This is a genomic window from Paenarthrobacter sp. CM16, from assembly GCF_013179505.1.
Classification (GTDB): Bacteria; Actinomycetota; Actinomycetes; order Actinomycetales; family Micrococcaceae; genus Arthrobacter.
Genome location: NZ_JABMCX010000153.1, coordinates 1 through 11,613, shown reverse-complemented (window position 1 = coordinate 11,613; position 11,613 = coordinate 1). Strand labels below are relative to the sequence as shown.

General features: G+C 62.0%; 12 protein-coding genes. 6 read left to right on the top strand and 6 right to left on the bottom strand.

From position 1 onward, the window contains the following. The coding region (locus HP499_RS14235) for a hypothetical protein (RefSeq protein WP_216660006.1) at positions 1–212 on the bottom strand (212 nt) is incomplete at its 3' end. Between the two features lie 165 nt (positions 213–377). On the opposite strand from HP499_RS14235, the gene holA reads away from it, so the two are divergent. Further along, complete coding sequence (gene holA, locus HP499_RS14230; RefSeq protein ID WP_172324721.1) at positions 378–1,394, top strand: DNA polymerase III subunit delta; 1,017 nt, start codon at positions 378–380, stop codon at positions 1,392–1,394. A 110-nt stretch (positions 1,395–1,504) separates the two neighbouring features. On the opposite strand, the gene rpsT is transcribed toward holA, so the two are convergent. Next, positions 1,505–1,765: a 30S ribosomal protein S20 gene (gene rpsT / locus HP499_RS14225; protein WP_054808077.1), complete on the bottom strand. Its 261-nt coding sequence runs from the start codon at positions 1,763–1,765 to the stop codon at positions 1,505–1,507. 178 nt (positions 1,766–1,943) lie between these two features. Next, positions 1,944–2,471 (bottom strand): type II toxin-antitoxin system PemK/MazF family toxin, encoded by a 528-nt coding sequence (locus HP499_RS14220; RefSeq protein WP_172324719.1) that lies wholly within the window; start codon positions 2,469–2,471, stop codon positions 1,944–1,946. Between the two features lie 159 nt (positions 2,472–2,630). Here HP499_RS14220 and lepA point away from each other — a divergent pair, with 159 nt between their 5' ends. Together lepA and hemW are read left to right on the top strand one after the other, a co-directional pair. Further along, positions 2,631–4,484: a translation elongation factor 4 gene (gene lepA, locus HP499_RS14215; protein WP_011774924.1), complete on the top strand. Its 1,854-nt coding sequence runs from the start codon at positions 2,631–2,633 to the stop codon at positions 4,482–4,484. Next, entirely contained in the window at positions 4,485–5,714 is a 1,230-nt protein-coding gene (hemW, locus tag HP499_RS14210) for a radical SAM family heme chaperone HemW (protein WP_172324717.1), read from the top strand. 94 nt (positions 5,715–5,808) lie between these two features. Here hemW and HP499_RS14205 read toward each other — a convergent pair whose 3' ends face one another. Beyond that, positions 5,809–6,222 carry a DUF4870 domain-containing protein gene (locus tag HP499_RS14205; protein WP_172324715.1) on the bottom strand — a complete coding sequence of 138 codons (414 nt, stop codon included), beginning with the start codon at positions 6,220–6,222 and terminating at the stop codon, positions 5,809–5,811. 120 nt (positions 6,223–6,342) lie between these two features. Beyond that, complete coding sequence (locus HP499_RS14200) at positions 6,343–7,194, bottom strand: DUF3097 domain-containing protein (protein WP_172324713.1); 852 nt, start codon at positions 7,192–7,194, stop codon at positions 6,343–6,345. A 180-nt stretch (positions 7,195–7,374) separates the two neighbouring features. Here HP499_RS14200 and hrcA point away from each other — a divergent pair, with 180 nt between their 5' ends. From hrcA to HP499_RS14185, 3 genes are read left to right on the top strand one after another with little or no spacing between them, the layout of a single operon-like run. Continuing rightward, complete coding sequence (gene hrcA / locus HP499_RS14195; RefSeq protein ID WP_172324711.1) at positions 7,375–8,382, top strand: heat-inducible transcriptional repressor HrcA; 1,008 nt, start codon at positions 7,375–7,377, stop codon at positions 8,380–8,382. A gap of 49 nt (positions 8,383–8,431) precedes the next feature. Continuing rightward, complete coding sequence (dnaJ, locus tag HP499_RS14190; protein ID WP_172324709.1) at positions 8,432–9,559, top strand: molecular chaperone DnaJ; 1,128 nt, start codon at positions 8,432–8,434, stop codon at positions 9,557–9,559. A gap of 2 nt (positions 9,560–9,561) precedes the next feature. Continuing rightward, on the top strand, positions 9,562–10,326 hold the full coding sequence (locus HP499_RS14185) for a 16S rRNA (uracil(1498)-N(3))-methyltransferase (protein WP_172324707.1): 765 nt from the start codon (positions 9,562–9,564) through the stop codon (positions 10,324–10,326). A 33-nt stretch (positions 10,327–10,359) separates the two neighbouring features. Here the strand turns inward: HP499_RS14185 and HP499_RS14180 are convergent, their stop codons facing one another. Beyond that, positions 10,360–11,232: a GerMN domain-containing protein gene (locus HP499_RS14180; protein ID WP_172324723.1), complete on the bottom strand. Its 873-nt coding sequence runs from the start codon at positions 11,230–11,232 to the stop codon at positions 10,360–10,362. Between the last annotated feature and the right edge of the window lie 381 nt (positions 11,233–11,613).

Genomic DNA, 11,613 nt, shown 5'->3' with positions numbered 1-11,613 from the left:
CTGCCCTGGCTCGCGGTGGTGCCCATCGCTGTTGCGGGGACCTGCGCTGGATTGGTGGCGGGAGTGGCAAGGTTTTTTGCCGGCTTACCGGGAGCTGCATTGCCGTGGGCCGAGGGCCCGGTGGGAGTAGCGGCCATGGTGCTCTCCTCGGTGGTGACACTCTTGGCCGTCTGGATGGCGTTGCACCCGGCGCGTGTGTGGCGACACGTCATGGGACTGCATGGCGCCGTGATGGTGCTCCTCGAACGTCTGTTGGCGCCTCGGGAGCAAGGCCCTACGCAGCAAGCCGGGTCCCGTTCGCATGAGCGCCGAACGCGGACCCATGGCAGACATGGCAGACTTGAATCTTGCAAAGAAACGTCCGGAAGGAACCACCTGTGGCTGCTGCCCAAAACACCCGGGCCAAGAGCGTCGCGGCGAACACCGTCAGCTGGCGCGATGCCGCGCCGGCCGCCGTCGTACTGATCATGGGACCGGAAGATTATCTCGGTATCCGGGCCATTGACGCCATCCGGACGCAGGTGCGAAGCGCCACCCCTGATGTCGAGCTCAGCCGACTGAACGCAGCCTCCTACGAGGCCGGTTCCCTGGCGATGACCGTGACGCCATCCCTCTTCGGCGAGGGCAAGCTGATTGAGGTCGAGGGCCTCGAAGCCATGAATGACGCCTTCCTCGCGGACGGACTGGCCTACCTCCAGCATCCGGACCAGGACGTCGTCCTCGTGTTGCGTCATGCCGGAGGAGTGCGCGGCAAAAAGTTGCTCGATGCCGTGAAGTCCGCCGGCTGGCCCGTCATCGATTGCCAGCCGCTGAAAAAGGACTCGGACAAGACAGCATTCGTCGTCTCGGAGTTCAGGGCTGGAGGCCGCCGCATTGAGGGCGAAGCCGTCCAGGCGCTGGTGAACGCAGTGGGCGCCAACCTTTCCGAGCTGGCAGCGGCGTGCAACCAGTTGATCTCCGATGCCACTACCGCTGTGACGGCGGAGACCGTTGAGCGCTACTACGGCGGCCGGGTCGAGGCTACGGCGTTCAAGGTGGCGGACGCTGCGATGGCAGGCAATGGGCCGGTGGCATTGTCCACCCTGAGGCATGCACTGGCCACCGGGGTGGATCCGGTTCCGTTGGTTGCGGCGCTGGCTGCCAAGCTGCGGACGTTGGCCAAAGTTGCGGGGGCCAATGGTTCGCCTGCCACCATCGCCAAGAATCTGGGAATGCAGCCGTGGCTTGTTGAGCAGGCGCAGCGGGATGTCCGGCGATGGACTCCCGAGGGCCTGATCCGTTCAATCCAGGTCATCGCAGAGGCTGACGCGCAGGTGAAGGGTGAGTCGCGGGACCCTGTTTACGCCGTGGAGCACGCGGTGACTGTCATTGCCATGTCGGCCAGTCGGCGCTGAAGCCAGCAGGCAGGCAGCGGCATCGCCGCCGCCCATACCGCTGCTTAAACCCAAAGGCCGGCACCCAATGGGCGCCGGCCTTTTGATCAGCTCAGTCGAACTGGAAAACCTTAGAGTGCGTTGACCTTCTTGGAGATCGCCGACTTGCGGTTTGCAGCGTTGTTCTTGTGAATAACGCCCTTGCTGACAGCCTTGTCCAGCTTGCGGCTGGCAGCAACAAGTGCAGTTCCAGCAGCATCCTTGTCAGCAGACTCAACGGCGGTGGTGACGGCGCGGATGGCCGTCTTCAGCTCGGACTTGACTGCGTTGTTGCGCAGGCGAGCCTTCTCGTTGGTGAGGATGCGCTTCTTCTGGGACTTGATATTAGCCACGTATGAACTCTCTTTTTAATGCGGAAATGGTCTAGAGGGTTTTCAGGTTGGCCATCGACTGAGCGGCGTGGGGATGCCTATGGCAGCCAACCATGAGTGGCCGTCGACCTGCACGGACACACAGCTATAAAGGATAGCAGAAAGTCCGGGCTTGTAGAGAACCGGGCGTCCTGCACGGCTAATGCCGAGTCTGGAGTGCCCGGGCTACCTCCCGGAATTGCGCCTTGCCCAGGATGGCGCCTTCGCGCCGGACCGCAGCAGGATCCAGCCGGATAACGCGTCCGATGTTGATTTCGCTGGGCCTGCCTTGCCTGTCCCAAGGGCCGGTACCTATGTCAACGTAATCGGCCGCCCGCACTCCGTTGTCGTGGTCCTTGGTTGTCAGCATGAGGCCCAAAAGCCATTCGCGGTCCCGACCCACCAAGAGAACGGGCCGGTCCTTGCCTCGTGCGTGGTCCTCTTCGAAGGGGACCCAGCTCCACACAATCTCGCCGGGATCCGGTTGGCCATCGGGCTTGGGGGAGTAGCTGACCTTAAGGGAGCCGCGGAAGTCGCCGGGATAGGCGGCTTGCTGATTCACGACGTCGGTCCGCAGGGCCTTCGTCCTGCCGGCACCTGGCGGAGTGGCTGCTTTGGTGCTGTTGCCGCCGAGGGCTTTGAAGGATCGCAGGATGAGTTTGCCCAAGGGGCGCAAGTCGAAAGCCATGTGACAACGCTACAGCCGGCGGCTTCAAGCGCCAGGAACGCAATGCACGGCGAAGCGCAGGTTCATGGGACACTAGAGGATCAGATGCGCGGCGTGTTCCGGCTGGCCTATGCCCGGTTCCAGGAATAGCCGTGTGAGTGTCGACAGTAAGGATCCTGCGTGTCTCCCATGGCCCGCACCGCACCGGTGCCCGCCGCAACAGATCCGGCCATCATCCGGAACTTCTGCATCATTGCCCACATTGACCACGGTAAGTCCACCCTGGCCGACCGCATGCTGCAGTACACCGGCGTCGTTAAGCAACGCGACATGAAGGCCCAGTATCTGGACCGTATGGATATCGAACGTGAGCGCGGCATCACCATCAAGTCCCAGGCTGTCCGCATGCCGTGGGAACTTGATGGCAACAGCTACGCGCTGAACATGATCGATACTCCCGGCCACGTCGACTTCACCTACGAGGTTTCCCGCTCGCTCGCCGCTTGTGAAGGCGCAGTGCTGCTGGTGGATGCTGCCCAGGGCATTGAGGCCCAGACTCTTGCCAACCTGTACCTGGCAATGGAAAACAACCTCACCATCATTCCTGTGCTGAACAAGATCGATCTTCCGGCTGCCCAGCCTGAGAAGTACGCGGCAGAACTTGCCAACCTCATTGGCGGAGACCCGGAGGATGTCCTCAAGGTCTCGGGTAAGACCGGCGTCGGCGTCGAGGCATTGCTGGACAAGATTGTGCGCGATCTTCCTGCTCCCGTGGGCGATCCCAACGCGCCGGCCCGGGCCATGATCTTCGACTCCGTCTATGACACCTACCGCGGCGTTGTCACCTACGTCCGCGTGGTGGACGGCATGCTCCACCCGCGCGAACGCATCCAGATGATGTCCACCCGGGCAACGCACGAGCTCCTGGAAATTGGAGTGAGCTCACCGGAGCCCACTCCGTCAAAGGGCCTTGGTGTCGGTGAAGTGGGTTACCTGATCACCGGTGTGAAGGATGTCCGGCAGTCCAAGGTTGGAGATACCGTCACCAACCTGGCCAAACCGGCGTCAGAGTCACTCAGCGGTTACGCAGATGCGAAGCCGATGGTTTTCTCCGGCCTCTATCCACTGGATGGAACCGACTACCCTGTGCTCCGCGACGCCCTTGAAAAGCTGATGCTCAACGATGCCGCTCTGGTCTACGAGCCCGAGACGTCCGCGGCACTGGGCTTCGGATTCCGCGTGGGGTTCCTCGGCTTGCTGCACCTGGAAATTACCCGTGAGCGCCTTGAGCGTGAATACAACCTGGACCTTATCTCCACAGCTCCCAACGTGGAGTACGAGGTGACCCTGGAAGACAAAAAGGTCATCCACGTCACCAACCCCAGTGAGTACCCCACGGGCAAGATCTCCGAGGTTCGCGAGCCGATGGTTTCGGCCACTATCCTGGCACCCAACGAGTTTGTTGGGTCCATCATGGAACTCTGCCAGAGCCGCCGCGGCCAGATGCGCGGTATGGACTACCTGTCCGAGGACCGCGTAGAGCTCCGCTATTGGATCCCGTTGGCCGAGATCGTGTTCGACTTCTTCGACCTCTTGAAGTCCAAGACCCGCGGCTATGCTTCGCTGGACTGGAAAGCCGACGGCGAGCAAGTGGCAGACCTGGTCAAGGTCGACATCCTGCTGCAGGGTGAACAAGTGGATGCCTTCAGCGCCATTACCCACCGTGACAAGGCCTATGCCTACGGTGTGATGATGACGGGTAAGCTCCGTGAGCTCATCCCGAGGCAGCAGTTCGAGGTTCCCATCCAGGCAGCCATCGGATCACGCATTATTGCCCGAGAGAGCATCCGGGCCATCCGTAAGGACGTTCTTGCCAAGTGCTACGGCGGTGACATCACCCGTAAGCGCAAACTGCTGGAAAAGCAGAAGGAAGGCAAGAAGCGCATGAAGATGGTGGGTCGCGTCGAGGTTCCCCAGGAAGCGTTCATTGCAGCCCTGACCACCGACGAGTCCAAGGACAAGGCCAAGAAGTAGATGCCCAGCGTCCTACCTTTGGGCGATCCGGCACCTGCGGACGGAGTACTTCCGTCGCAGGTGCTGGCCGGCGTCGAGCACCGTAAGTTCGGGCTCTACGTCCATATCCCGTTTTGCGCAGTTCGCTGCGGCTACTGTGACTTCAACACCTACACGGCCACCGAGCTCGGTGGCGGGGCCTCCCAGGATGCCTACGCTTCAACGGCGGTGAGCGAACTCGACTTCGCAGCTGTTGCACTGGAGGCCTCCGGGCTGCCCCACCGGCGCATGAGCACTGTTTTCTTTGGCGGCGGTACTCCCACCCTCCTTCCTGCGGAAGATCTGGCACGAATCCTACGGGCGGCCGTCCACCATTGGGGACTTGAGCCCGGAGCCGAGGTGACCACCGAAGCCAATCCCGATTCCGTGACCCCTGAGTCGCTCAAAGTGCTGGCTGATGCCGGGTTCACCAGGGTCTCGTTCGGCATGCAGTCAGCTGTACCTCACGTGCTGAAGGTCCTTGACCGCACGCATACCCCCAGCCGTGTGCCGCTCGTGGTCCAGTGGGCCCGCGAAGCCGGACTCGCGGTGAGCCTGGACCTCATCTACGGCACGCCGGGTGAGTCCATGGACGACTGGCGGCTGTCCTTGGAGACGGCTCTTTCCTATCAGCCTGACCACATCAGCGCGTATGCATTGATCGTCGAAGACGGAACCAAGCTCGCGGCCCAGATCCGCCGCGGCGAAGTGCCCGGAATTGACGACGACGATCACGCCGCCAAATACGAGTTGGCCGATGAATTGATTTCCAAAGCCGGCCTGGATTGGTATGAGGTCAGCAACTGGTCCCGGACGCCGGACCAGGCATGCCGGCACAACCTGGCCTACTGGCGCGGCGATGACTGGTGGGGCATCGGCCCTGGCGCTCACTCCCATGTGGGAGGGGTCCGGTGGTGGAACGTTAAGCACCCCACCGCCTACGCGGGCCGTTTGGCTGCCGGAAGTTCACCGGCGGCAGGCAGGGAGACCTTGGACGCCGAAACCCGGGAAGTCGAGCGCATCATGCTGGAGGCGAGGCTGGGTACAGGTTTGTCGGTGGATGCTCTGGACGCGGTGGGGCGCCATGCAATGGCCGGGCTGATAGCTGAGCAGTTGGTGGATCCCGTGCAGGCTTTCAAGGGCCGTCTGATTCTTACGCTGAAGGGCCGCCTCTTGGCGGACGCTGTAGTCCGCAGGATTCTTCCCGACTGACGCCCGCTGGCCCGGCCAACCCGCGGCACGCCCCGCTGGCCCGGCCAACCCGCGGCCTGCCCGGCTGAGCCCGGCCAGGCTGCGGCGGGGTGGGTTACTTTATCCAGCGCAGGTTGAGCTTGTACCGATGCGGTTGGCCATGGTTGACCCTGATTCCAGCGGACACGGAGAAGCAGGTCAGGGCTACCCAGATTCCGGTGGCGATCACGGCAAAGATGTTGCCCACTACGGGCAGCAGCACCAGGATGTTGGCCACAACAGCAGCGATGGTGGGAGGAAGGGTGAAGTTCAACGCTTCCTTGGACTCCTGAGCCGTGAAAGGACCACGGTCACGGAAGATCAGGTAAATCAGGAGCGATGGCAGGCAACCCAGGATGCCGCCAAAGTGTGCCAAAGTGGCCCACTGCCTGTCCTCGCTGGCGGTCAGTGGCAGCGCGTTTGCCGGCGCGCCATGGTACTGGGGCTGGCCTGCGGCGCTGCCCGGTTCTTCAGGAGCGTTCTCTGCCACGGTGTGTTCCCTTTACTGTAAAGATGCTGCGGTGTTGCTGTCCCAGAATACCGGCCCCGGCTGCCTTCACAGGACAAACGCCACGATGACACGTCACTTGCTGCTGCTTTGCGGGCAAGGTCACGGAACTGTGAGAAAGTCGATGACTTCCTCCACCCGGCCCAGCAGCGAAGACTCAAGGTCCGCGTAAGTCCGGACTGCGCCGAGGAGCCGTTGCCAGCCGAGGCCCACGTCTTCGGCGGTCTCGTGAGGCCAGCCGAAAGCGGTCAGAATTCCGGTCTTCCAGTCAGTTCCACGCGGCACGGACGGCCAGGCCTCAATGCCAAGCACCTTGGGCCTGATGGCCTGCCATACGTCGATATAGGGGTGTCCAACAATGAGGACGTTGCCCGCGGCTCCCGGAACCGTCATAGCGTCGGCGGCGATCCGGGATTCTTTGGAGCCATCCACAAGGTGGTCCACCAGGATGCCGAGACGCCGACCGGGGCCGGGGTTGAAAGCCGAGATCGCTGATTTGAGGTCATCGACACCATGCAAGGGCTCCACCACAATGCCCTCTACACGAAGATCGTCGCCCCAGACCTTCTCGACGAGTTCGGCGTCGTGCTTTCCCTCCACCCAGATGCGGCTGGCTTTGGCCACTTGTGCGCGTTGACCTTGGACCTTTACCGAACCGGAGGCTGTCCGCCCGTTGCGAACAGCCGACGCCGGTTGACGCGGGGCAGGGGGCATCAATCGGATGGGCTGTCCCTCAAGCAGGAAGCCGAATCCGAGCTGGAACGACTTGGTCTTTCCCCGCCTGTCCTCCAGGGAAACGATGTGCATGCCGCCGGTTTTTTCGACCCGGGTGACTTCGCCCACCCAGCCCGACTGGACGTCCTCCAGGACCATCCCCCGCTGGACGGCCACTTCCGGCAGCTGACGTTTGGCAGGAGCTGACAGATCCTGAGGACCCCATGTGTCGAATGCCAAGGAATTCCTACCTTTTGTGCTGGGTTAATGTTTGTGCCGGCCGGGCTTGTGCCGGGTTGGACCGGGAAAGTTCAATGCTAGCAACGGGGTGGCTCATACTAGACTGGTTAGCACTTGGGCATGTTGAGTGCTAAGTGGACCCGGTCCCAGTGACCATGGCAGTTGTTAGGAGGTGGAGCAATGAGTGAGCCGCGCAAGTTGGAAGTACTGCGTGCCATCGTTGAAGATTACGTGCATTCGCGGGAGCCTGTTGGATCAAAGGCCCTTGTGGAACGGCATCATCTTGGAGTTTCCAGCGCCACCATCCGTAATGATATGGCCGTTCTTGAAGAAGAGGGGCTCATTGCAGCTCCGCATACCAGTGCCGGGCGGATTCCCACGGACAAGGGCTATCGCTTGTTCGTTGATCGCATCTCCCAGGTCAAGCCCCTTTCGGCCGCCGAGCGCAGGGCCATCCATTCATTGCTTGAGGGCCCTGATGATGTGGACGACATCCTTGAGCGCACCGTCAGGCTCCTGTCGCAGCTGACCAACCAGGTTGCCGTCGTGCAGTATCCACACTCAAACCGCGCCCTGGTGCGGCACGTTGAGTTTGTCCTGTTGGCCCCCCAACAGGTTTTGGTGGTGCTGATTGCCGACACCGGCAGCGTTGGACAGAAGGTCATCGAGGCTGGGTCTGCCGTGGGCGACGAAGCGCTGATGCAGTTGAGGTCCCGGTTCCTGGGCAGCATCACAGGGACACAACTGGCCCTGTTGCCGCAGGTCCTGCCGTCAGTGGTTGCCCTCTGCCCGCCGGAGCTTCGCGGGCTGGCTCAAACATTGGCGAACGGGTTGCAGGCTTTGAGCGACACCAGTCGCGAAGAGCGCATCCTGATGGCCGGAACGGCCAACCTGGCCAGGTCCAACGTGGACTTCCCGTTGAGTATTGGTCCAGTACTTGAAGCGCTCGAGGAACAAGTTGTGATGCTCCGGTTGTTGTCAGACATGGGGGATGACCCACGGGGCGTCACTGTCAGCATCGGCCGTGAGAATCCCTACGACGGATTGGCGGAAGCTTCCGTGGTGGCCACCGGTTACGGCTCCGGTGCCAAGGTAGGAATCCTTGGCCCGACCCGCATGGATTATCCGACCACCATGGCCGCAGTCCGGGCAGTGGCCCGATACCTTTCACGCATTCTCGGCGGCTGAACGCCGGTCCGACGAAACATCCGCAGTACAACAAGGAAGAGAACCGACTTTGAGCAGCCACTATGACGTTTTGGGAGTCTCGCCGGAAGCCACCGGGGAAGAGATCAAAAAGGCGTACCGCAAGTTGGCGCGGAAACTCCACCCGGACGTCAACCCGGGTGAGGACGTCGCGGAACAGTTCAAGGCCGTGACCCATGCTTATGAGGTCCTGTCCGATCCCCAGAAGCGCCGCGTCTACGATGCCACCGGTAACGAGAATGGAACGGACAACGGATTTGGTGGCGGATATGCCGGCCAGGGCTTTGCGTTCCAGGATATTTTCGACACATTCTTTGGCGGTGGCGGGGGTCATGGCGGCCCCGCCTCCCGTGTCCGACGCGGCCAGGACGCCCTCATCAGCGTTCGAATTGACCTCAAGGACGCCGTTTTCGGCGTCAACAAGAAGCTCGAAGTGGATACGGCCGTTACCTGCCCCACTTGTGACGGCAGCTGCTGCCGCCCGGGCACCCACCCCGAACGCTGCGATATCTGTGGCGGCAGCGGCCAAGTCCAGCGCGCTGTACGGTCCATCCTCGGCCAGGTCATGACCGCTGCCCCCTGCGGCTCCTGCGAGGGCTTCGGCACAGTCATCAAGGACCCCTGCAACGAGTGCAACGGGCAAGGACGCATCCGCAGCCGCCGCTCCCTGACCATCAAGGTTCCTGCCGGTGTTGCCACGGGTACGCGGATCCAGTTGTCCGGCCAAGGTGAAGCAGGACCCGCAGGTGGTCCCTCCGGCGACCTCTACGTGGAGATCCGGGTCAACAATGACTCCATGTTCATGCGCGAAGGTGACGACCTCCACGCCACTCTCAGTGTGCCCATGACGGCCGCGGCGCTTGGTACCGAACTGCAGTTGGATACCTTCGACGGCGCGCAGGACATTGATGTCAAGGCCGGAACCCAATCTGGCGAAGTCATCACCCTTCGGGGCTTGGGTGTCACGCACCTGCGTGGTTACGGCCGCGGCGACCTCAAGGTACACCTCCATGTTGAAACGCCCAGCAAGCTGGATCCTGCTCAGGAAGAACTGTTGCAGCAGCTTGCCAAGCTTCGCGGAGAGCAGTTCACCGAGGGAAAGCTCGTAGCCAGCGGCGGCATGTTCGCCAAGCTTCGGGACAAGCTCGGTAACCTGTAGCGGTGAGCAACCCCGTTTTCTTCACCTCGGCCGGGAGCCTTGGTGATGTCAGTCCCGGCGGCACCTTCGTACTGGAAGGTCCCGAAGCTCGGCACGCAGTCACTGTCAAGCGTCTCGGGGTGGGCGAGTCCGTTGATATTGCCGACGGGTCCGGCGCGCGGTTGACCGGCACGGTTGCCGAGGCGGGACCCGCCGGTTTGACTGTCACTGCTGCCGAGGTGGTCTTTGAAGAGCAGCCGGATGTCCGTTTGGTGCTGGTCCAGGCCTTGGCCAAGGGAGACCGTGACGAGCTGGCCATCGAGACAGCCACGGAACTCGGAATCGATGCTGTGCTTCCGTGGCAGTCAGAGCGTTCCATTGTTCGATGGAAGGGCGATCGCGCCGCAAAAGCCCATGCCAAATGGGAGTCCGTGGTGACTGCCGCGGCCAAGCAGGCCCGGCGGGCATGGATTCCTCAGGTCCGCAGCATGGTGGACACGGGGTCATTGGCGAAGGCCGTTGCCGACGCTGACTTGGCTATCATCTTGCACGAAGACGCGAAGAATCCCCTGCGGACGGTCCTGGAGGAGTGGGTGGCGACCAAGGCTGCCGTTCCCCGTGAAGTGCTGTTGATCGTGGGGCCCGAGGGCGGAATTTCGCCACGCGAAGTAACGCGCCTCAGCGACGCCGGTGCCGTGACTGCGCTCTTGGGGAACCACGTCTTGAGGTCCTCGACGGCGGGACCGGCCGCCGTCGTCCTTGCGAGCGACATCCTGGGCCGCTGGTAGCCGTACGGGTTCCGGTTATCGGAGGCTGAGCAGTCAGCCGACCCTGAACAGCCGTGTGTCCGTGCTGGTCGCTATGGCGTTACCGGCACTGTCCACTTGGGAGACGCGGACCTCGTACTGCCCGGCTTTCAAGGTAGCGCCAAAGGTGAACAAGCCGTACTGTCCTGCTTCGCCAGTGGCTTGCGTTTGGCCCGTGAGAAGGCTGGTCTTCTCGCCCTTGCCGTTGTCCTGAAGGACCTGCCAGGCGATCGGCCTGGAGCTGTCAGTGCTCCGCCCGTTGAATTTGACCAATCCGGTGGGCATGGTGGCATCTTCTTGGGGATCGATGATCCACAGTGGCGCCACCAAGGATGCGTCGCGGGTCATGGGCTCACCGAGTTGCACTTGCCCGAACGCCATGTAGTCCGTATGGCCGTCAACCAGGATGACCACTTGGATTTGCTGGCCGGAGTTGATCAGCCCTGAGGACGAGGCTGCTGCCGTAGCCGTGTATACGAGTTGCTGTACGGCCCGCTGCGCCATGCCGGCGTCCAGGTTTGAGTTGAAGGCATCGCGGGAGATGTCCACCGTGATGACGTTTTTCCCCGAGATGGACGTGGCCAGGCTGGCAGGTTCCTGCCATGGGGTGAAGAAGTCGTGATCCAGGGGCTTTTCCGCCATCATGATTTTCAACGCAGTGGTCACCGGATTTCCGTCGCCGGTGATGTCCCTGAACTCGCGGTAGAGGTAAACCTCTTCTTTGCTCCGTCCAATCCAGTAGACCGGGATTTTGGTGGAGGCTTGGGTTGTCTCCAGCGGGGCGTTGCTGGCCGGGGCTTCCTGGACAGTTAACGGCGGGGGAGTTGAGGTGGCCTGGGTGCCGCCGCCGTTGGCGATGCACCCGGTCAGGAGGAGGACAGCAAGCATCGCCGGCACTGCAACAGCGGACTTGGTCCGCTTGTTGGCGCCACGAACTTTACTGGCTGTTTTCCTGATGGGTTTCCTGTCCTGCCGTGCGTGGTTTTGCAGCCTTGTTATAGCTGGAATGCGGGGTTTTGTTTCCATCCGCTATGCCAGCTTGGCACATCGTCGACGGCGGTCGGCCGGGTTTGCGGGGAACGGCAGCAACTGAAACATGATTGATACCGGCTTGATGCCGAGTTGAGACAAAATGTCCGCACCATGCCCGGGGCGCCGAATCAGGCTGGCCCGGTAGGTTCACCAGAGGCCGCGCTGGCGTAGGATTGGAGACATTCCGGCATTAACGCGGGCAGTTAAAGCCTTTGCCGGGATGTCGAATCGATGGCG